The organism is Micromonospora ureilytica, from assembly GCF_015751765.1.
Lineage (GTDB): Bacteria > Actinomycetota > Actinomycetes > Mycobacteriales > Micromonosporaceae > Micromonospora > Micromonospora ureilytica.
In genome coordinates, this window is record NZ_JADOTX010000001.1 from 74,913 (window position 1) to 93,862 (window position 18,950).

Here is an 18,950-nt window from a genome sequence, read left to right on the forward strand (position 1 = left end):
GCCTACTGGAGCGCATGGTGACGATCGAGGCAGAACGGCCACCCGACCGGCTCGCCGACATCGCCGAGCGGGCCGAAGTCGTACTCGTCGACTTCGACGGTCCGATCTGCCGCCTGTTTGGCAGCAAGGCCGCGCCGCGCGTCGCCGCCGACCTGCGTCAGCTGATCCTCAGCCGGGGCGTCGTCCTGCCCGATGAGCTGCGCGACGGAATCGACCCGCTGGAGCTGTTCCGCGCGACAGCTGTGTTCGCACCCGAGTTGGTAGGCGTCGTCGGTGCGGCCCTGGAGGCGGCGGAGGTCGAGGCAGCGGCGTCCGCGGAGACGACGATCGGAGCCTTCGACATGGTCGCGGCGTGCCTGGCGACCGGACGCCCGCTCGCCATCGTCAGCAACAACTCGGCCGCCGCCATCGACGCCTACCTCGGGCGCCGCGACCGTGCCCGCTACTTCGCCGCCGTCGTCGGCCGAGGCGAGCATCCCGATCTGCTGAAGCCCAACCCGGCGCCCGTTGTGCAGGCCCTGCAGGCGTTGAAGGTCGCACCCGATGCCGCCGTTCTGGTCGGTGACTCCGCCACCGACGTCGCAGCCGCCCGAGCAGCCGGTGTCGCCTGTGTCGGGTACGCCAACAAGCCCGGCAAGGCCGAACGTCTCGCCGCCGCCGGTGCCGACGCGATCGTGACCGACATGACCGATCTGGCTGGCGTCCTCGCTCGTACGCGCAGGCCGGTCAGCCAGCTGCCGTGGGTTGATTCGGGCGGCGGGCCGCTCATCGCCGTGCCGACGTCAGCGCTCGGCGAGTGGACGGGCGCGTCGATGGACGACGGTGATTCCTGGGGTGACTACGACCGGGCCTGCCAGGTCGACGGTTACATCGGAGTGCTGGATGTCGGTGCCGACCAGGCGCTTGTTCTGGCCGACGAGCCGGCTTCCACCACGTACCTCCCGGACCGGCGGATCTTCGTGCGCTGGATCTACGCCAACTCCGAGGCGGAAGTCGTCCGCCTCGTTCCCCGGGCGCTCAAGATCGCCGACTGGAAGGACGCGGGCACGTGGACGACCAGTGGGCCAGCCCAGCTGTTCGACTCCGGCTACACCGGCGACGGGCTGGAGCACACCACCCACCTCACTGTGGACGTGGCCGCCGGCACCTACCTGATCCGCACCGCGTCTGTGCAACCCGACAGGAGAACGGCGCTGGTGCTGGTGCAACTGGTCGAGCAGACGCAGCCGGTTCGAGTGGTCGAACAGGTCCGAACAGGCCCGTGAGCAGCCCGGACAGGCGCACGGCTGTTCGGAACAGGCACTGACCGTAGCGAAATCCTGACTGGCGTCAATACGCTGACGTCCAATCACCCAGGACGCCGGCGAACGACATTGGGTGACGAGTTTCGCGACATGTGGGGGCCTCCAACCATCCGTCAAGGCTGTCGCCTATTCACACGGCAGCAGCACACACCCTTGAGAGGGAAGCTCATGCGAATTCGTCGTTTCATCTACGCAGCGACCGTCGGCGCCATCCTGGCGGCCACCTGGATGGCCGCGCCAGCTCAGGCCGGTTGGGGCCACGGCGGGTAATCGACTCCCGGGCCGAATGCGGGCGGGCCGCTCCCAGCGGGATTCCGGCCCGCCCGACCGCCGCGCTGTGCCTGAGCCGCTTGTCCTTGGTCTCCACGGAGAACCGCACCGACAGCGGCTCCGGCCGGAACGCGGTCGCGAACTCCAATCAGGACGCGGCTGTGCGGATCTCCGTTCGGGTCGGGACGGTCCGGTGGCGGCGGACCGGGTACAGGACCGGGTGCGTGATGCCCCAGGCTGCGCCCGTGCAGACGAACTCCTTGTACCGGGCTGCCAGCTTGCCGGTGAGGAGGGACGGCCTGGCCCGGTCGTCGGCGGTCACGTACTGGATGATGCCGTCGTGCCGGCCGAGGCTGATGCACTGGTTGAAATAGCGCAGCGGGGCCTTCGGAAACTTCGCCCGACCGGTCAGGCGGGCGGCGATGGCGTCGGCTGCCTGCCAGGCCATCGGGATGCCCGAGGCGCAGGACATCCGCAGTGGCTTGCCGCCCGGTCCTTCGGCGATGGCGGCGTCGCCAACGGCGTACACCTCGGGGTGGGATACCGACCGCATCGAGGCGTCGACGATGATCTGCCCGGTTTCCGCGACAGCCAGGGTCGTGGCGGCGGCGATGGGGTGGACGGCGAAGCCGGTCGTCCACACGGTCACCTGGGCCGGGATCTCCCGACCGTCGCGGGTGACCGCACCGGTGGCCTCGACCCGCGCGATGTCGCTGTGCTCGTGGACGGTGATGCCGAGCCGGTCGCAGACGCCGCGAAGGTGCTGCTGCGCCTTGCCGGTGAGCCAGTCGCCGAGACCGCCGCGGGCGGCGAGCGCGACGTCGAGGTCCGGTCGGGCCTCCGCGATCTCGGTGACCGCTTCGAGGCCGGTGAGGCCGCCGCCGACGACGAGCACCGTCCCGCCGGCCGCGAGGTGGGCGAGGCGGTCGCGCAACCGCAGCGCCGAGGGCCTGCCGGCGATGTCGTACGCGTGCTCGGCGACCCCGGGGACGCCGTGGTCGGCGGTGGCGCTGCCGAGGGCGTAGACGAGCGTGTCATAGGCGATCTCGTCGGTGCCGTGGTCGTCGGCGAGCGCGACTGTCCTGCGGTCGGCGTCGACGGCGGTGACCCGGGCCAGCCGAGGCTTGACGGCGGTGCCGGCGTAGACCTCGCTCAGTGGGCGTGGTTTGAGGTCCTGCCCGGCGGCGAGTTGGTGCATGCGGACCCGCTCGACGAAGTCGGCGTCGGCGTTGACGACGGTGATCTCGGTGTCGTCCGGGTGTAGCCGCTTGGCGAGGCGCCCGGCGGCCATGGCTCCGGCGTAGCCCGCTCCGAGGACGACGATGCGGTGCTTCATGGTGGCACTCCTGTCTCGGTGGGTGGTCGCTTCCTGAACCGGACAGCGACGCGATTCCTGACAGGAGTTGGCTATGACCTGGGTCACCAGACGTGGAGGGTGGGTTCCTCGTGCTCGGAGGCGGACCACTGCCGGCTGGCGCGGCCGAGCTTGTCGGGGTTGACCTGGTTGTGGATGGCCGTGACACCCTCGGGCGTCACCTCCACGGACATCACGCCGATGACCCGGTCGTCGATCACGACCACCACCGCCGGAGCGCCGTTGGCGGTGGTGACGTACATGGCCGGGCTGCCACCCACCAGGTCCCGTTTGACGTCGGCCGGCTTGAACAGGCCACGCAGGAACTTCGCCACCGCCAGCGCGCCGACGATCGGCGCGGCCCGGGCCGGGATCGTGCCGCCGCCGTCGGCGGTGCTCGTCGCGTCGTCGGTCAACAATTCCACCAGCCGCTGGATCTCGCCGTTGTTGGCCGCCGTGAGGAACTCCGCGACGATCTTCCGGGCGGCGGCCTGGTCGACCTCGGCGCGGGCCCGCTCCGCGGTGACGTGCTGCTTGGCACGGTGGTAGGTCTGCTGGCAGTTCGACTCGGTGATGCCGAGGATCTCGGCGATCTCACCGTGCGAGTAGTCGAAGGCCTCCCGCAGCACGTACACCGCGCGCTCGTTGGGCGACAACCGCTCCAGCAGGGTGAGCACCGCCATCGAGACCGACTCGCGCTGCTCGGCGGTGTCGAGCGGACCGAGCATCCGGTCCCCGGCGAGGACCGGTTCGGGCAGCCACGTGCCCACATAGGTCTCCCGCCTGGCCCGCGCCGACGTCAGCTGGTTCAGGCACACGTTGGTGAGGACCTTCGTGAGCCACGCCTCCGGCGTCTCGACGTGCTCCCGGTGGGCGCCCTGCCAGCGCAGGAAGGTGTCCTGGACGGCGTCCTCCGCGTCGCTGGCCGAGCCCAGCAGGCGATAGGCGATCGCCTCCAGGCGGGCCCTGGAGTGCTCGAACACCTCGACCTCGTCCGGACTGAGCGGCATGACTAGACAGTATCCAGGCGGATGGCTCAGAGCTGGCTCACGCTCGGGCTGGAAGCCCGGCTCGGTTCCCGTCGCCCGGCGTAGAAGATCACCCCGGCCCACAGCAGGACGAGCGCCACCGGCACCAGCACGGGGGCGAGAGCCGGCCAGATCGTCCACGCCGGCTCCGTCAATCCATGCGCCATCAGGCCCTGCCAGGTGGGGACGACGCCCGGGAGGAGAACGATCGTCACAAGCGTGCAAACCAGTCGGGGTACGGGTGGACGCTGTCGTCCTGTCAGCCAGAACAGCGCCGCCCCAGCGGCGGCACCCAGGGCGGCGGCGGCCAGGGTGACGGCGAGGTAGCCGTCGGGCGCGGCTGGCGTGAACCTCAGGATCGCCAGGCGGTCCACCTGGGTGAGCCTGGCCGCCAGCCCGTCCCGTTCGGCTCGCCAGCCACCGCATGGCGTGCCCGTCACCCGGTGGCTGCCCTGCCAGCCCACCGCGGTGGCGTTGCGCTGCACCAACTCGGAGTGCGCGCAGGCGGCCGTGTCGCGGTAGTGGAATTCCGCAAACGACGACCCGAAGTCGTTGGGGCCCAAGACACCGTAGACGTAGTCGTGGCCCTCCCCTGACGCGACTGGTTCGCTGTCGGGAAGCAGCTCCGCCGCCATGCTCTGTGCCTGGTCGAAGGTGACTGGCGCGGTGCCGCGGCCGGCGTACCAGGAGCCGAGGCTCAGGCCGGCGGTGCCGAACAGCGCCGCGCCGAGCAGCACCATTGCGACCTGCCGTAGTCGATTTCTCACCGATGAGCCCCTTCCCTGGTGCGGGGGAGCGTAGCCAAGACGAACCGGCTCTGGCTGCCCCGCGAGAGGGGAGGGGAGCGCGAGGTGGTCGTACCCTTGGCGCGGTGACGTCCGATTCGTTGCGCCGCGCCCTCACCGCCCCCGCGGACCCGCCGCTCCGGCCTTTGCCCGACCAGGTCGTGGCCCTGCTGGAGGCGCTGCACGCGCCGCCGCGCCTCGCCGCGCACCTGCGGGCCGTGCACGACGTGGCCGCGCAGCTCACCGATGCGATGGCGCACCGGTTCCCGCAGCTCCCGTTCGACAGCGAGGCGGTGCTCTTCGGCGCCGCCACCCACGACATCGGCAAGGTCCGGCATCCGGAGGAGCTGTCCGGGCCCGGTTCCGCGCACGAGCCCGCCGGTTACGAGCTGCTGCTCCAGCACGGCGTCACCGAGTCGTCGGCCCGGTTCGCGCGCGACCACGCGTCCTGGCACCAGAACGGCGTCGGCGTCGACGACCTGCTGGTCAGCGTGGCCGACAAGGTGTGGAAGGGAAAGCGGGTCACCGACCTGGAGGAGTTGCTCGTGGACCGGCTGGCCGACGTCACCGGCCGCGAGCGGTGGTCGGTCTTCCTCGACCTGGACGACATCCTCGACCAGATCGCGGCCGACGCGGATCGCCGACTCGCCTTCCAGGCAACCCATCCGGTACGCGGGTGAACCCGGTCAGCGGCTCGTCGGACCCGTTCCCGCCGTTCGGCGCGGCGCCGGCGCGGTCGACGTATCGTCGGACGGCGTCGACCGGTGGTGGAGCGTGGCCGCCACCACGGCTGTCAGGCAGATCGCTGCGGCGGCGATGAGCGGCGGGCGGGCGCCGAGGTGGACGGCCGCTGAGCCGAGGGGGATCGCCACGACGAGGGGCCCGAACATCGCGGTGTTGGCTGTCGCGGAGACGCGTCCCAGCAGCGCCGACGGCGTGTGGGTCTGTACGGCGGTCACCGCCGCGACCAGGGCCCAGGGCAGGCCGACGCCGATGACCACCGCTCCGACGACAGTGGCCGGCCACCACGGCAGGCAACGGACCAGGCAGCCGATCGCGAACAGCGTAGTCCCGGCGACACCGACGGCGACGGGACCTCGTGCCGTGATGAGCCGGCCGACGATCAGGCCACCGAGAATGGAACCGGCGCCCTGCGCGCTGGCCAGCACACCCAGGAACGTCGTCGGCAGGCGCAGTTCGGTGACGACGATCGCGTAGGCCCCCGCCGTCGTGAAGCCGGACATGGCGATCGACACCGCGGCGAGCACGATCGGCAGACGTGTCGCTCGCTGTCCGAACAGGACCACCAAGCCGGTACGCGGGCCGCCGGCGCGTTCGGTGGGCTGGTCGGGGGGCGTCCGGTTCAGGCGGAGCACCGCGTACAGGATGGCGACCAGGACCGGCATGGCCGCGCTGAGGACGGCGACCGCGTGGCCGCCCCGCCACGCGTAGAGGCCGGCCCCGGCCAGGGGAGCGACGAGCTTCATGCCCTCCTGCGCGCTGGAGCGCCACCCGTTGACGTCGCCGAGTTCGGTCGGTGCCACTGCCGACGGCAGCAGCGCCGTCTCGCCGGCGTCGATCAGCACGTAGCTGACGCCGTAGGCGCACGAGACGGCGAAGATGAGCCAGGTCTGTCCCGGCCCGCGCACAGTGAGGAGTGCCAGCAGGGCGGCGGCCAACATGAGGTTGACGGCGATGACCAGGGGCCGTCGGGGCGCCCGGTCGAGCAGGCCGCCCAGCCACGGGCCGGCGAGCACCGGGGCGTACACGCAGAGCCCGGCGAGGGCGGCGAGGCTGGTGGAGCCGGTGAGGTCCAGGATCCAGATGCCGGCGACCAGGGACATGGCGCTGCTGCCGAAGCCCGACAGCACTGAGATCGCCACGAACAGGCCCGCGTTGCGACGCATGAGCACTCCGAGTTGAGTCGAGGTGACTCACATTCTCTAGCTTGAGTTCAGCGGGGGCAATGCTGCTGCGCTCTGTCAACGGGAAGTTGACAGGGCGGCGTTGATCTTGGTGGCGACGGTTCGAGCGGGCGCGGGCAGTCGCTCGCCCGCTTCGGCGAGATCGGCGGCCAGGTGTAGGGCCAACGCGTACAGCGAGCCCGGGGCGGAATCCAGGGCGGCGTCGACAGTGCTGCGCACGAGTGCCGCTCGACGAAATCGGTCGTCCCACCGCTGGTCGGCACCGATCCACCGGCCGAGGTCGGCCACCGCCGTCCGCAGCGCCGCAATCTGCGGAGGCAGTCGGAGGTCACGTTGCTGCCGCCGCGACCACCGCGCCGCCACCAGCCGCTGTCGACGCTGCTCGGCGGCCTGCCGGCTGCCGAGGCCGAGTGCCGTGGCGATCTGCGCCCACGTCGCGCCGTCCTGGCGTGCGCGGTCGATGATCTCCAGCTCCTGCTCGTCCAGGCGAACGCGGGTGGCGCGAACCTCCGCCAACCGGGCCAGCTCCGACGTCATCTGTCAACTTTACATTGACACTGTCCGAGCCTCGACGGTGATCGTCCCGGGTGCGCGGACCATGAACACATCCACCTGATCCTCGGTCTCGAGCGTGAAACCGTGCCGCTCGTACAGCCGCCGGGCCGGGCTGCCCCGCAGCACGTTCAGCCGGACCAGCGTGCCGTCGCGGTCGCAGCGGTCCAGCAGCTCGCGCAGCACTGCCGTGCCGATGCCACTGCCCTGCAGATGTGGGGCCAGATAGAAGTGCTCCAACCAGTGGGCGTCCGCGCCGGGCCGCAGCGCCACGCAACCGGCGAACGCGCCCGCCACCTCGACAACCCAGGTGTACGCCGGTACGAAACCGTCCCGCAGGCGCTGCCGCACCCGCCGTTCGTCGTACCGCCCGAGCCGTTCCAGATCGGCCCGCAGCACTACCGCCCGCAACTCGGCCACCGCCTCGACGTCCGCCGCCGAGGCCGGCCGAAGCTCCCAGTCCGCCATGATCAATAAGTTATCGCGGCCCGGCACCCTGGCGTTGGCGCAGACCCGCGACGAGGAGTTCGACCATGCGACGCGCGTCGTAGCGGGGTTCGCCTGCGCCGATGCAGAGATTGCCGACACCGCGTAGCAACTCGAAGGCGGTCACGTCGCGCCGGATCTCACCGGCTGCGATGGCGGCGTCGAGCAGTTGGGCGCACACCGGCACGAGGCGGTCCAGGAAGTAGGCGTGCAGCGTCTCGAAGGCCGCGTTGTCGGACTGGAGCGCCTCGGCGAGGCCGTGCTTCGTGACCAGGAAGTCGACGAAGAGGTTGATCCATTGGGCCAGGGCGGCGTGCGGTGTGCCGCTGGCGGTCAGCAGCGCCGGGCCCGCCTCCGCGCATGCCTCGACCTGGTGCCGGTAGACGGCCACGATGAGGTCGGCGCGGGTCGGGAAGTGGCGGTAGATCGTGCCCACACCGACGCCGGCTCGGGCGGCGATGTCGCGTACCGGCGCGTCCACGCCCGAGGTGACGAAGGCCGAGGCGGCGGCTTCCAGCAGTGTCGCCTCGTTGCGCCGGGCGTCGGCCCGCTTCCGCGGGGTCGAGCGTCCTGATCCGCTGTCGATGTCGGCCACCGTGCCGTTACCCCCATCACTCGGCTTGGCAAACGGAACACTGTTCCGTATTGTTCTTAGCGGAACATGGTTCCACTTGCTCAGGATGCCAGAGCGGGTGGGGCCAGTGCCACCTCACCCTTCCGTGGAGGAGCAGCCATGCAGTACCGCACTCTGGGGCGCACCGGCGTCCAGGTCAGCACCCTCGCGCTCGGCGCGATGAACTTCGGCAAGCTGGGGCAGACCACCCAGGACGAGACGACGGCGATCGTCGACGCCGCCCTGGAGGCCGGAATCAACCTGATCGACACCGCCGACATGTACAGCCAGGGCCAATCGGAGGAGATGGTCGGCAAGGCCATCGCCGGCCGCCGCGACGACATCGTGCTGGCCACGAAGGCCGGCATGCCGATGGGCGACGAGCGCAATCAGCGGGGCAGCTCGCGCCGCTGGCTGGTCACCGAGTTGGACAACAGCCTGCGCCGTCTCGGCCTCGACCACGTCGACCTCTACCAGATCCACAGGTGGGATCCGACCACCAGCGACGAGGAGACCCTGTCGGCGCTGACCGACCTGCAACGGGCGGGAAAGATCCGCAACTTCGGTTCCTCGACCTTCCCCGCGTACCGCATCGTGCAGGCCGAGTGGGCCGCACGGGAGCACCACCTGAGCCGCTACGTGACGGAGCAGCCCAGCTACTCGATCCTGCAACGAGGAATCGAGGCCCACGTCCTGCCCGTCACCGAGCAGTACGGGCTCGGCGTGCTCGCCTGGAGCCCGCTCGCCTCGGGCTGGCTGTCCGGTGCGATCCGAGCCGGCCGGGAGATCACCACCAGCCGCTCGGTGCTCCTGCCCGCCCGCTTCGACCTCAGCGTCCCGGCCAACCAGGCTCGGCTCGACGCCGTCGAGCGGCTGGCCACAGTCGCCGACGAGGCAGGGCTCAGCATGATCCAACTCGCGCTCGGGTTCGTCACCGCGCACCCGGCCGTGACCAGCGCGATCATCGGCCCCCGCACCATGGAGCACCTGCACGCCCAGCTCGCCGCCGCGGACACCGTGCTCCCCAACGACGTGCTCGACGCGATCGACGCCATCGTCGCGCCGGGGGTCGACCTTGCCGCACACGAGAAGTTCGACACCCCGCCCGCCCTGCTCGACCCGGCGCGGCGGCGCCGCTGAGCCTGAGGGTGCGGCGGTCGGCGTCGCTGGTCACCGGTAGCCGTCGCAGCGAGCCTCGCCGGGCGCTGTCGCAATCCGGACAAGACGGTAAAGCCCCTGGTAGAGCACCCTTGGGGCAGGTGGAGGTAGACGGGTGGCGGGCCACATCCCGATCTTCCGGCCCGGCGGGGACAACATCGTCCCCACCGGTGCCGCCCTCACCCAGCCCGGCCTCGAAGCCGTGGCGGTCGCGGCACAGCTGCCGTACCGATCGCACGTGCGACAGGCCGTTGCTGCCACCGACACCCCTGCGGGCGCCCGCAGCGGTGCCTCCGCCCACCGGGACAAGGACGTCAGCACCGCCGGCAGTCAGGCGACGCAGCCCACCGGCCGTGCCATCCGTTCCCGTGCCCCACCGGCCTTTCGCACTGTGGACCCCGCCCGGGTCCGGCGTCGCTGAACCGCGCGCCGAGCCCTGGCGACCGAGCCAGAAAGGGCCCGACATGGCCGCTCCCACCGTGACCGCAGCCTTGAACGCATCCGTCTTCACGCCGGGTGAGCAGATGCTGCTGACCGTCACCTACTCAGACGCCGACACCAAACCGCTGACCGTCACCATCGTGGTCACCGACGCGCAGGGCAACAGCAGCGCGCCGGTCAAGGTCACGGCGGTCATCGACCCGCTCACCGTGACCATCACCGACAACTCCGGGCGTACCTGGACCCGGGTTTCCGACAACGGCTCCGTGGCCGTGTATCGGTCGGTGGCGTGATGCCCCGGGTAACCGTCCAGGTCCGCGACGCCTCCGGCAACACCGCGACGGCCGCCGCCGACTACAGCCTGGGCCAACCCGTGCTCGGCGGCTACTACCTCTCCGGCGGCGCCGATCCGACCGCCGACATGGCCGGCGGCAACTTCCGGTCCCTCACCCAGTACCGCAGCTTCGCCGACGGTTACATCTTCCCCGGCTACAACCGGCCCTGGCTGGTCAGCCTGGGCAAGGCCGGGGTGCAGATGAACATGGTCCTGGAGTTGAAGCACTACGGCGCTCCGAACTACGGACCGCAGAGCTTCGTGGTGGACGGCACCAGTTACACCGTGCCGGCGCCGACAATGACCATCCAGCAGCGCCCCGGTACGACCTGGCCGAGGGCGTACGGGTACGGCCAGGTGCTCAAGGGGCAGTGTGACGGGTTGTTCGCCCGCGCCCTGTCGCAGTACCGGACGCTCGGCTTCGGGGTGAACATCCAGCTCGCCTCGGAGTTGGACACCGATCACGAGTTCGGCACCACCGAGGACGGCAAGGCGTACACCTGGGCCGAGTCGGACGCCAGGGCGGTGCAGGCGATGAACTACATCCTGACGTGGTTCAAGACCCGGACCCTGCCGGCCGGGACGACCTTCTCGGTGGGGCTGGGTGGCTTCGACCGGGCCTGCTTTCAGCGCACCCACCCGGAGTCGCTGATGTCCCGCCTCGACTATCTCCAGTGGAACGCGTACGCGACCAACGCCAGCCACACCGCGCTGGCCCGGTTCCGTCGCACCAAGGACTGGGCGGTGGCGGATCTCGGCCCGGTGGCGCTGTCCCGGCCCGTGATCATCGCCGAGTGGGGGGTCAGGTCGGCCGAGATCCCGGACCAGGCGGCCTGGATCGCCACCGTGCCGGCGGCGATCGCCCAGCTCAACGCGGAGCGGGGGCCACGGATCGTGCGAACCAACTACTTCAACTCCGGGTGGGGCACCCTGACGCCGAAGGCGGTCGGATTGACAGCGCTCCGCGAGGCGTACGCCAAGCGGCCGTACGTCTGACCGGGTTCCGGCGGCTCCGGGCTCCGGGGCCGCCGGGACTGTACCGGTCAGCCCTCACCGAGCTGTTCGGCGTACGCGTCGCGCATCTCGGGCCAGCCGAAGTCCTTGGCCTCCGCGCCGCGGATCGGGCCGACCGGGTCGCCGTCGAGCAGCCGGTCGGCCACGTCGAGGCAGAGGTGCCAGCCGGCCGCGACCATCGGCAGCATGCCCCGCTCGGCGAGGGTGTGCCGCAGGGTGAGCCGGGTGCCGTTGCCCTGCGGGCTCAGCTCCCAGCGCAGCAGGTCGTCGCCCCAGGTGTACTCCAACAGGTGCGGCGGCTCGGCCCGGCGTACCGTCGCCGGGTCCTCCTGGGTGGTCTCGCCGTCGACGAGGGTGAGCACGGCGGCGCCGGATTTGCCGAGATCGCGGTCGGCGAGGAACGGTGCCCACTGCGCGAGCTGCGCCGGGTCGGTCAGTGCCGCCCAGACGGTGGCCGGCGGATGCCGCAGGTCGCGGACGAAGACCAGTGTCGCGCCGTCGTCGGCGGGCTCGGCGCGCACATCGGCGGGTGGGCTCGGGCGGAACGCGTCGCGGTCCATTCACTGCTCCTGACTGTCGAGGTGTCGTTCCAGGGCGTCCAGGTGTCGGGTCCAGAGCCGCCGGTACGGGTCGAGCCAGCTGTCGACGTCCCGCAGCGGGCCCGGGTCGAGGCGGTAGATCCGCTGTCGAGCGGCCGTTCGGCAGGTGACGAAGCCGGCGTCGCGAAGCACCCGCAGGTGTTTGGAGACGGCTGGCTGGCTGACTCCGAGCCCGTCGACCAGCTCGCCGACGCTGCGTTCGGCGTCGCGGAGCTGGTCGAGAATCCTGCGTCGGGTGGGCTCGGCGAGGACGGTGAAGGCGTCGGTGGACACCTCCCCAATATGCCTCCTCGTTCATATGACTGTCAAAGCATACGACTGTCGTCGGCGTCCCGACGCGGCGCCGCCCTGCGGCTCCCTATGCTCGGATCATGGAACTTCGGATCTTCACCGAGCCCCAGCAGGGCGCCAGCTACGACCAGTTGCTCGCCGTCGCCCGCTGTGCCGAGGACGCCGGCTACGGCGCGTTCTTCCGGTCCGACCACTACCTGATGATGGGTGACGTGAGCGGCGAACCCGGCCCCACCGACGCGTGGACCACGCTCGCCGGCCTGGCCCGGGACACCAGCCGTATCCGGCTCGGCACGTTGATGACCGCCGCCACCTTCCGGCTGCCCGGCCCGCTGGCGATCACCGTGGCGCAGGTCGACCAGATGAGCGGCGGCCGGGTGGAGTTGGGCATCGGCACCGGCTGGTACGCCGAGGAGCACAGCGCGTACGGCATCCCGTTCCCGCCGCTGGCCGAGCGGTTCGACCGGCTGGAGGAGCAGCTCGCCGTCATCACCGGGCTCTGGTCCACGCCGCCGGGGGAGCGGTTCGACCACGACGGCCGGTACTACCCGGTCCGTGACTCGCCCGCCCTGCCCAAGCCCGTGCAGCAGCCGCGTCCACCGATCCTGCTCGGCGGGACGGGCCCGAAGCGCACCCCTCGGCTGGCCGCCCGCTACGCCGACGAGTTCAACCTGCCGTTCGCCTCGGTGCCAAACACGGCTGCGCAGTTCGACCGCGTCCGCGCGGCCTGCGTCGAGATCGGTCGGGACCCGGCCGAGATGGTGTGGTCCAACGCCCTGGTGCTCTGCTGCGGGCGCGACGACGCCGAGGTGGCCCGCCGGGCCGCCGCCATCGGCCGCGAGCCGGACGAGCTGCGGGCCAACGGTCTGGCCGGGACACCCGCCGAGGTGCTGGACACCATCGGCCGGTACGCGGAGATCGGCAGCGAGCGGCTCTACCTCCAGGTGCTGGACCTCAGCGACCTGGAGCACCTGGAGCTGGTCGCCAGCGAGGTGATGGCGAAGCTCTGAGTCGACAGCGCCTCCGGTCAGGCGCGGTGGACGCCCGTCCCGACCGCGTTCGGATCGCCCAGCACGGTGTCCAGACGCCCGTCGTGGTCAGTGTCCACATAGGTGATGTCCGGGATGCCGTCGCCGTCCACGTCGATCTGGACGACGTCGGCGACACCGTCACCGTCGAGGTCGGTGACCACCTCCACCGAGCCGTCCAGGTGGCGGGTCACGATCGACTGCGCGCCCGGAGCGCGCGGTGGCGGGCCGGGCGCCGGCACCGGCGTCGGAGCGGGCGCGGGTGCCGGTGTCGGTCGAGGGCCGGGAGTGGGTGACGGGTGGCTCGGAAACCCGTCGGCCGGCGGCGCGCTGGCCTGCTCGACCTCGGTGCCGGTCGGGTCCAGCTCCTCCTCGGAGGGGAAGACGTCACCTCGTGCGGCCGGATCGCGGTAGCTGCTCATGGGCGTAGGGTTCCCCGACGACGACGAGAACAACCGTGCCCGATCGACCGGTGTCCTTGGTGCCCGGTCTGGCGGAAGATGTCGGGACCGACGCCACGGTCATGAAACGGGGGTCCGAGCGTGGAATTGCGCCGGAATCGGGGGGCCCGTGCGCTCGCCCTGGTGTGCGTACTCGGTGGAGTGCTCTTGTTGGTCTATCCCAGCGACGGCGCCCTGCTACGAACGATCATCGCGGTGGGGGCGATCGCGCTCGGCGTTGTGGTGCTGGTCAGCGCTCTGCGGCCGTTCCGGTTCGGGATCCATGCGGACGGGCTCAGCATCCGGCGGCCCGGCCTGCGCCGGGAGATCCGGTGGGCCGAGGTCGCCACGCTGGTGCTCGACGAGCCACCGCGACGCGACGGCTACGCGAAACCGCCACGACTGCTGCTGGTGCCGGCGCAGGGTGTGCCGAGTGAGCTGGTGACCGCCCGCCACCCGCTCGACGGCCGCCCCGCCATCGAGCTGCTCGTCCTCGACCAGGTCCGCGAGCAGCCCGAGCAGGTGTCCGCCGCGCTCGCCCGCCACGCCGGAGACCGGTTCGTCGACCTGCTCGCGCTGCGTCGCGCCGCCTTCGAGGCCCCGGAGCTCACTGTCGGCCTGCGCGGCTACCAGATGGACCGGGTCGACCGGTTGATCCGACGCGGCCAGGACGCGCTGATGTCCGGGGACGCGTCGGCCCGGCAGGCGGCCCGGGGGGAGATCGAACGCGCCACCTCGGCCGGTCTGCCGATCGCCCAACGTGGTTACAGCACCTTCCAGACGGATACGGTTCTGGGCGCCCTCGTCACCGCGTTGGCCGACCACCAGAGCACCGATCGGGAGACCGCCACATGACCGCGCAGGGATCGCACGCCGCGTCGACCACTGACGTTCCGCGCCGCAACTGGGCCGGCAACGTGCGATACGCCGCGAAGGCGTTCCACCGGCCCACCTCCGTCGACGAACTGCGTCGGCTCGTCGACGGCAGCAGCCGGATCCGGGCGGTGGGCAGTGGGCACTCCTTCAACCGTCTCGGTGACACCGACGGCGACCTGGTCAGCCTCGCCGGGCTGCCCCCGGTCATCGAGGTGGACCACGAGCGCGGGCAGGTCACCGTGAGCGGCGCGCTGCGCTACGGCGACGTGGCCCGACAGCTGCACACCCAGGGGTACGCGCTGGCCAACCTCGCCTCGCTGCCGCACATCTCGGTGGCCGGAGCGGTGGCCACCGCCACCCACGGCTCCGGCCAGACCCACGGCAACCTGGCCAGCGCGGTCGCCGGCCTGGAGCTGGTCACCGCCGACGGCGATCTGCTCCGGGTCGACCGTGACACCGACGCCTTCGCCGGCATGGTGGTGGGGCTCGGCGCGCTCGGCCTGGTCACCCGCGTCACAGTGGACGTCGTGCCGACCTTCGCGCTGCGGCAGTACGTACGCCTCGACCTCGACCGGACGGCGCTGGACGAGGCGCTCGGCTCGGCGTACAACGTGAGTGTCTTCACCGACTTCCGTACGCCCCGGTTGCGTGAGGTGTGGCGCAAACAGCTTGCGGACCAGCCGCCACCCCCGGCGGACTGGCTGGGCACCACCGCCGCCGACCAGCCCCGACACCCGGTCCTCGGAATGCCGGCGGAGAACTGCACCCCGCAGCTCGGCGAGCCGGGCCCGTGGCACGAGCGGCTACCGCACTTCAAGCTCGGCTTCACCCCGAGCAGCGGCGACGAACTGCAGTCCGAGTACCACGTCGCGCGTACGGCGGCGGCCGACGCGCTCGCCGCGCTGGACGACGTGGCGGACCTGATCGCCCCGGTGCTGCTGGTGTCCGAGCTGCGTACCGTCGCGGCCGACGAGCTGTGGCTCAGCCCGAACTACCGGCGGGACAGCTTCGTGCTGCACTTCACCTGGGTCGACGACACCGCGGCGGTGCTGCCGGTGGTGGCCGCGGTGGAGGAACGCCTGGCGCCCTTCGCGCCCCGCCCACACTGGGGCAAGGTCTTCGTCACCGACCCGGCCGAGTTGTCCACCCGCTACCCGAGGTACGCCGACTTCGCCGCGCTCCAAACCAACCTGGACCCGAAGGGCAAGTTCCGCACCGACGCCCTGGACCGCTACTTCCCCCGCTGACCGCCCTGGCCAACCAGGGTGCCGCGTTGGACGGCTCGGCTGATGTCGCTGGGGGAGACTATGCCGGTCAGGTGGCCGTCCTCGGTCACCACCAGGGCTCGGCCGTCGGCGCACTCGGTGAGCCGGGGGAGTAGGTCGTTGAGCTGTTCACCGGGCTGGGCCAGCACCAGTTCGTCGGCTCGGCAGGCCACCTCGGCCAGCGTGGTCGATGCCCGCCGCTCGGGCGGTACGCCCCGCACCCGGTCGACGGTGACCAGACCGGTCGGCCGGCCGTCCTCGGTCAGCGGCAGCGCCGAATGCCGGTACGCGAACAGGTAGTTGTCGACGAAGTCCGCGACAGTCATCTGCGCCGAGGCGGTCTGCGGTTGCGAGGTCATCACGTCGCCCACCCGGATCCCGCGCAGCGCGTTGCCGGTGCGGGCCTGCCGTTCCTCCATCCCGGCCGCGCCGATCAGGAACCAGCCGATCAGGGCCAGCCAGAGCCCGCCGAAACCGACCCCGGACAGGAACTGCCACAAACCCAGGCCGATCAGCAGCACACCCAGCACCCAGCCGGCCCGGGCGGCGACCACTGACGCGCGGGTCCGGTCGCCGGTGGCCTTCCAGACCGCGGCGCGCAGCAACCGACCACCGTCCAGGGGCGCGGCCGGCAGCACGTTGAAGACGGCCAGCAGCACGTTGATGCCGGCCAGCCAGGCCACCGCCCCGAACAGCAGCCCGCCCTGCCCGGCCAGCGCGAGCAACGCCGCGATGGCACCGAAGAACGCCCCGATCAGCAGGCTGACCAACGGGCCGACGCCCGCGATCCGCAACTCCGCGCCCGGGTCACGCGGCTCACCCCGCAACTCGGCGACGCCACCGAACAGCCACAGCGTGATGCCGTCGACCTCCAGCCCGTTGCGTTTGGCGACGATCGCGTGCGAGACCTCGTGGGCGAGCAGGCCGACGAAGAAGACCACCGCCGCGGCCAGCCCGGCGACCACGTACGCCACTGACGAGCGGTCGGGGTACGAGCGGGGGAACTGGTTCGCGGCCAACCCCCACGCGATCAACGCGAAGATGACCAGCACGCTCCAGTTGACGCCTACCGGAACCCCCGCGACCCGGCCAAGCCGGAAACTGGCCCTCATCCCACCGGGATACCCCAGGCGGGCCCGCCCATGCCAAACCCGGCTGAGCCGCCCTCTCACGTTCGGCAACTGACGCCAGCTTCACTGTGAGCGTGATGACTCTGAGGCATATTGATGCCTGAGAGTCATCACGCTCGTTAGCACCCCTCTTCTCAGCTCCGGCGCGGTTCAGCGGCGGGGGGTTTCGCTGGCGATGGTCGCTTCCCGGGGCAGGGCCGCCGCGCGCAGCGCCCAGTCCAGCGCGTAGTCGGCGATCTGCTCCCAGCCGTCCTGGCCGACGGTGAAGTGTGACCGGCCGGCGAACTGCTCGTACGCGGTGAGGGCCCGGGACTTCTGGTAGAGCCCGGCGTTGGCGCGGACCACCGACGCAGGCACCACGTGGTCGACCTCGCCGGCCATCAGCAGCAGCGGTGCCCGGTCGTTGCGCCCGAAGTCGACCCGGGCCGGCGAGCGTGGGTCGAGGTTGGCGAAAGCACCCTCGAAGAAGACCCGTCCGGCGCCGGGGACGGCGTAGCGCTGCCAGGCCCGGTCGGAGTCCTCGCGGCTCATCGTGTTGCCGAAGGCGTAGGCGAAGTCGTCCGGGGTGAACGGGACGGCCTTGTTCCGGTTGGCGGGGCTGCGCAGGATCGGGAAGCCGGAGCGCAGCTGACTCAGCGGCACCTTGAGCACCCCCTTGATCGCCGCGGGGTGCACTCCCACCACCGCCGCGCCGAGACCCCGGTCGGCGAGGACCTGGGCGAACAGACCGCCGAACGAGTGCCCCATGATGATCGGCGGTCGGGGCAGCGCCCGGATGATCTTGTCGTAGTGCGCGACGATCGTGGCCATGCTCTGCTCAGCGATCGGGCCGGGGTCGTCGCGCAACTGCTCCACGGACCGGTCCATGCCGGGCCAGGCAGGGGCGATGACGTGCATGCCGCGCTCGGTGTACCGCTGGGCCCAACCCTCCCAGCTGCGTGGCGTCATCCAGAGTCCGTGGATCAGCACGACCGTGTCGACCTGACCCTGCGGCGTGGCACCCATCGCGTCCTCCCGGTGTCGCGGCGTTCGGCCCGGCGGTTACCCGCTGTCGGGCCGGGAAACCCTCCGGGAAACGGGCCCCTGACAAATGTCACGGTCGGGGCGTGACGACCGCTCCGGGCATCGGGGTACGCGCTGCCGGAGCATCAGTGACATGACCAGTACGCATCCGGCTGTCGAGTTGGACGGCCTCACCAAGAGCTTCGGCGCTGTCACCGCTGTCGACGGGTTGAGCCTACGGGTGCAGCCCGGCGAGGTGGTGGCGTTCCTCGGCCCGAACGGCGCAGGCAAGACCACCACCATCGACATGCTGCTCGGGCTGTCCCGCCCGGACACCGGCACCGTCCGGGTCCTCGGCGGCACCCCGGACGACGCGGTGGCCCGAGGTCGGGTCGCGGCCGTGCTCCAGACTGGTGGGCTGCTCAAGGACCTGACAGTGGGCGAGACGGTGCGGATGACCTCCCACTTCTACCGGCACACCCGCCCGGCGGCGGAGGTGCTGGAGCGGGCCGGTATCACCGACATCGCCGACCGGGTGGTCGGGCGCTGCTCGGGTGGTCAGCAGCAGCGACTGCGCTTCGCGTTGGCCCTGCTGCCCGACCCGGACCTGATGGTGCTCGACGAGCCGACCACAGGCATGGACGTCGAGGGTCGGCGGGACTTCTGGCAGGCCCTACGCCGCGACGCTCGGGGCGGACGGACCGTCATCTTCGCCACCCACTACCTGGACGAGGCGGACGCGTACGCCGACCGGATCGTGCTGGTCCGGCAGGGTCGCATCGTCGCCGACGGCACCACCGCCGAGATCAAGAACCTGGCCGCCGGCCGTACGGTGCGGGCCACCCTGCCCGGCGCCGACCAGGCCGCCCTCGCCGCGCTGCCCGGCGTGGACGCCGTGGAGGTGCGCGGCGACAGCGTGCTGGTGCGGACCGGCGACTCGGACGCGATTGCCCGGCACCTGCTGACCAGGACCGCCGCCCGGGACGTCGAGATCACCTCCCGCAACCTCGAGGACGCCTTCCTCGCCCTGACCACCGCGCAGACCGGAGCCTGAG

General features: G+C 71.2%; 22 protein-coding genes. 10 read left to right on the forward strand and 12 right to left on the reverse strand.

Going from position 1 to position 18,950, the window contains the following annotated elements:
• Nucleotides 1–17: 17 nt before the first annotated feature.
• The gene (locus IW248_RS00375) at nt 18–1,265 is read left to right on the forward strand and encodes an Imm21 family immunity protein (protein WP_196925174.1); all 1,248 of its coding nucleotides are present in this window, start codon (nt 18–20) and stop codon (nt 1,263–1,265) included.
• A gap of 457 nt (nt 1,266–1,722) precedes the next feature.
• On the opposite strand, the gene IW248_RS00380 is transcribed toward IW248_RS00375, so the two are convergent.
• From IW248_RS00380 to IW248_RS00390, 3 genes are all read right to left on the reverse strand, one after another.
• A complete protein-coding gene (locus IW248_RS00380; RefSeq protein ID WP_196925175.1) occupies nt 1,723–2,910 on the reverse strand; it encodes an NAD(P)/FAD-dependent oxidoreductase in 1,188 nt (395 codons plus the stop codon).
• An 83-nt stretch (nt 2,911–2,993) separates the two neighbouring features.
• The gene (locus tag IW248_RS00385; RefSeq protein ID WP_196925176.1) at nt 2,994–3,938 is read right to left on the reverse strand and encodes an RNA polymerase sigma-70 factor; all 945 of its coding nucleotides are present in this window, start codon (nt 3,936–3,938) and stop codon (nt 2,994–2,996) included.
• A gap of 26 nt (nt 3,939–3,964) precedes the next feature.
• The gene (locus tag IW248_RS00390; RefSeq protein ID WP_307787590.1) at nt 3,965–4,723 is read right to left on the reverse strand and encodes a hypothetical protein; all 759 of its coding nucleotides are present in this window, start codon (nt 4,721–4,723) and stop codon (nt 3,965–3,967) included.
• A 104-nt stretch (nt 4,724–4,827) separates the two neighbouring features.
• Between IW248_RS00390 and IW248_RS00395 the strand changes: the two genes are divergently transcribed.
• Nucleotides 4,828–5,421: an HD domain-containing protein gene (locus IW248_RS00395; protein ID WP_196925177.1), complete on the forward strand. Its 594-nt coding sequence runs from the start codon at nt 4,828–4,830 to the stop codon at nt 5,419–5,421.
• A 6-nt stretch (nt 5,422–5,427) separates the two neighbouring features.
• Here IW248_RS00395 and IW248_RS00400 read toward each other — a convergent pair whose 3' ends face one another.
• From IW248_RS00400 to IW248_RS00415, 4 genes are all read right to left on the reverse strand, one after another.
• Entirely contained in the window at nt 5,428–6,648 is a 1,221-nt protein-coding gene (locus tag IW248_RS00400) for an MFS transporter (RefSeq protein WP_196925178.1), read from the reverse strand.
• Between the two features lie 75 nt (nt 6,649–6,723).
• Nucleotides 6,724–7,203, reverse strand: a complete 480-nt coding sequence (locus tag IW248_RS00405; RefSeq protein ID WP_196925179.1) for a hypothetical protein — start codon at nt 7,201–7,203, stop codon at nt 6,724–6,726.
• 9 nt (nt 7,204–7,212) lie between these two features.
• Complete coding sequence (locus IW248_RS00410) at nt 7,213–7,686, reverse strand: GNAT family N-acetyltransferase (RefSeq protein ID WP_196925180.1); 474 nt, start codon at nt 7,684–7,686, stop codon at nt 7,213–7,215.
• A 10-nt stretch (nt 7,687–7,696) separates the two neighbouring features.
• On the reverse strand, nt 7,697–8,299 hold the full coding sequence (locus IW248_RS00415) for a TetR/AcrR family transcriptional regulator (RefSeq protein ID WP_196925181.1): 603 nt from the start codon (nt 8,297–8,299) through the stop codon (nt 7,697–7,699).
• A 138-nt stretch (nt 8,300–8,437) separates the two neighbouring features.
• On the opposite strand from IW248_RS00415, the gene IW248_RS00420 reads away from it, so the two are divergent.
• The 4 genes from IW248_RS00420 (at nt 8,438) to IW248_RS00435 (ending at nt 11,246) form a co-directional block, all read left to right on the forward strand.
• Nucleotides 8,438–9,457 carry an aldo/keto reductase gene (locus tag IW248_RS00420; protein WP_196925182.1) on the forward strand — a complete coding sequence of 340 codons (1,020 nt, stop codon included), beginning with the start codon at nt 8,438–8,440 and terminating at the stop codon, nt 9,455–9,457.
• 133 nt (nt 9,458–9,590) lie between these two features.
• Nucleotides 9,591–9,896 (forward strand): hypothetical protein, encoded by a 306-nt coding sequence (locus IW248_RS00425; RefSeq protein ID WP_196925183.1) that lies wholly within the window; start codon nt 9,591–9,593, stop codon nt 9,894–9,896.
• A 43-nt stretch (nt 9,897–9,939) separates the two neighbouring features.
• Entirely contained in the window at nt 9,940–10,209 is a 270-nt protein-coding gene (locus tag IW248_RS00430) for a hypothetical protein (RefSeq protein ID WP_196925184.1), read from the forward strand.
• On the forward strand, nt 10,209–11,246 hold the full coding sequence (locus tag IW248_RS00435; protein WP_196925185.1) for a hypothetical protein: 1,038 nt from the start codon (nt 10,209–10,211) through the stop codon (nt 11,244–11,246). The genes IW248_RS00430 and IW248_RS00435 overlap by 1 nt, the downstream gene beginning before the upstream one ends.
• A gap of 47 nt (nt 11,247–11,293) precedes the next feature.
• Here the strand turns inward: IW248_RS00435 and IW248_RS00440 are convergent, their stop codons facing one another.
• Both IW248_RS00440 and IW248_RS00445 read right to left on the reverse strand, forming a co-directional pair.
• Complete coding sequence (locus IW248_RS00440) at nt 11,294–11,824, reverse strand: SRPBCC family protein (protein WP_196925186.1); 531 nt, start codon at nt 11,822–11,824, stop codon at nt 11,294–11,296.
• Nucleotides 11,825–12,136 (reverse strand): ArsR/SmtB family transcription factor, encoded by a 312-nt coding sequence (locus IW248_RS00445; protein WP_196925187.1) that lies wholly within the window; start codon nt 12,134–12,136, stop codon nt 11,825–11,827.
• Between the two features lie 98 nt (nt 12,137–12,234).
• Between IW248_RS00445 and IW248_RS00450 the strand changes: the two genes are divergently transcribed.
• Nucleotides 12,235–13,164: an LLM class F420-dependent oxidoreductase gene (locus IW248_RS00450; protein WP_196925188.1), complete on the forward strand. Its 930-nt coding sequence runs from the start codon at nt 12,235–12,237 to the stop codon at nt 13,162–13,164.
• A gap of 17 nt (nt 13,165–13,181) precedes the next feature.
• Here the strand turns inward: IW248_RS00450 and IW248_RS00455 are convergent, their stop codons facing one another.
• Nucleotides 13,182–13,604 carry a hypothetical protein gene (locus tag IW248_RS00455; RefSeq protein ID WP_196925189.1) on the reverse strand — a complete coding sequence of 141 codons (423 nt, stop codon included), beginning with the start codon at nt 13,602–13,604 and terminating at the stop codon, nt 13,182–13,184.
• Between the two features lie 186 nt (nt 13,605–13,790).
• Between IW248_RS00455 and IW248_RS00460 the strand changes: the two genes are divergently transcribed.
• Both IW248_RS00460 and IW248_RS00465 read left to right on the forward strand, forming a co-directional pair.
• Complete coding sequence (locus tag IW248_RS00460; RefSeq protein ID WP_196925190.1) at nt 13,791–14,477, forward strand: hypothetical protein; 687 nt, start codon at nt 13,791–13,793, stop codon at nt 14,475–14,477.
• On the forward strand, nt 14,474–15,745 hold the full coding sequence (locus IW248_RS00465) for an FAD-binding protein (protein ID WP_196925191.1): 1,272 nt from the start codon (nt 14,474–14,476) through the stop codon (nt 15,743–15,745). Before IW248_RS00460 ends, IW248_RS00465 begins: the two co-directional genes overlap by 4 nt.
• On the opposite strand, the gene IW248_RS00470 is transcribed toward IW248_RS00465, so the two are convergent.
• Both IW248_RS00470 and IW248_RS00475 read right to left on the reverse strand, forming a co-directional pair.
• A complete protein-coding gene (locus IW248_RS00470; RefSeq protein ID WP_196925193.1) occupies nt 15,730–16,875 on the reverse strand; it encodes a site-2 protease family protein in 1,146 nt (381 codons plus the stop codon). The genes IW248_RS00465 and IW248_RS00470 overlap by 16 nt on opposite strands.
• A 168-nt stretch (nt 16,876–17,043) precedes the next feature.
• Nucleotides 17,044–17,898 carry an alpha/beta hydrolase gene (locus tag IW248_RS00475; protein ID WP_196925194.1) on the reverse strand — a complete coding sequence of 285 codons (855 nt, stop codon included), beginning with the start codon at nt 17,896–17,898 and terminating at the stop codon, nt 17,044–17,046.
• 151 nt (nt 17,899–18,049) lie between these two features.
• Between IW248_RS00475 and IW248_RS00480 the strand changes: the two genes are divergently transcribed.
• Nucleotides 18,050–18,949 carry an ABC transporter ATP-binding protein gene (locus tag IW248_RS00480; RefSeq protein ID WP_196925195.1) on the forward strand — a complete coding sequence of 300 codons (900 nt, stop codon included), beginning with the start codon at nt 18,050–18,052 and terminating at the stop codon, nt 18,947–18,949.
• Nucleotide 18,950 lies beyond the last annotated feature (1 nt).

Coding starts and splice junctions, on each gene's coding strand:
- IW248_RS00380 (WP_196925175.1), bottom strand. CDS start 2,910: ATGAAGCACCGCATCGTCGTCCTCGGAGCGGGCTACGCCGGAGCCATG.
- IW248_RS00385 (WP_196925176.1), bottom strand. CDS start 3,938: ATGCCGCTCAGTCCGGACGAGGTCGAGGTGTTCGAGCACTCCAGGGCC.
- IW248_RS00400 (WP_196925178.1), bottom strand. CDS start 6,648: ATGCGTCGCAACGCGGGCCTGTTCGTGGCGATCTCAGTGCTGTCGGGC.
- IW248_RS00405 (WP_196925179.1), bottom strand. CDS start 7,203: ATGACGTCGGAGCTGGCCCGGTTGGCGGAGGTTCGCGCCACCCGCGTT.
- IW248_RS00410 (WP_196925180.1), bottom strand. CDS start 7,686: ATGGCGGACTGGGAGCTTCGGCCGGCCTCGGCGGCGGACGTCGAGGCG.
- IW248_RS00420 (WP_196925182.1), top strand. CDS start 8,438: ATGCAGTACCGCACTCTGGGGCGCACCGGCGTCCAGGTCAGCACCCTC.
- IW248_RS00430 (WP_196925184.1), top strand. CDS start 9,940: ATGGCCGCTCCCACCGTGACCGCAGCCTTGAACGCATCCGTCTTCACG.
- IW248_RS00435 (WP_196925185.1), top strand. CDS start 10,209: ATGCCCCGGGTAACCGTCCAGGTCCGCGACGCCTCCGGCAACACCGCG.
- IW248_RS00440 (WP_196925186.1), bottom strand. CDS start 11,824: ATGGACCGCGACGCGTTCCGCCCGAGCCCACCCGCCGATGTGCGCGCC.
- IW248_RS00450 (WP_196925188.1), top strand. CDS start 12,235: ATGGAACTTCGGATCTTCACCGAGCCCCAGCAGGGCGCCAGCTACGAC.
- IW248_RS00455 (WP_196925189.1), bottom strand. CDS start 13,604: ATGAGCAGCTACCGCGATCCGGCCGCACGAGGTGACGTCTTCCCCTCC.
- IW248_RS00465 (WP_196925191.1), top strand. CDS start 14,474: ATGACCGCGCAGGGATCGCACGCCGCGTCGACCACTGACGTTCCGCGC.
- IW248_RS00470 (WP_196925193.1), bottom strand. CDS start 16,875: ATGAGGGCCAGTTTCCGGCTTGGCCGGGTCGCGGGGGTTCCGGTAGGC.
- IW248_RS00475 (WP_196925194.1), bottom strand. CDS start 17,898: ATGGGTGCCACGCCGCAGGGTCAGGTCGACACGGTCGTGCTGATCCAC.
- IW248_RS00480 (WP_196925195.1), top strand. CDS start 18,050: ATGACCAGTACGCATCCGGCTGTCGAGTTGGACGGCCTCACCAAGAGC.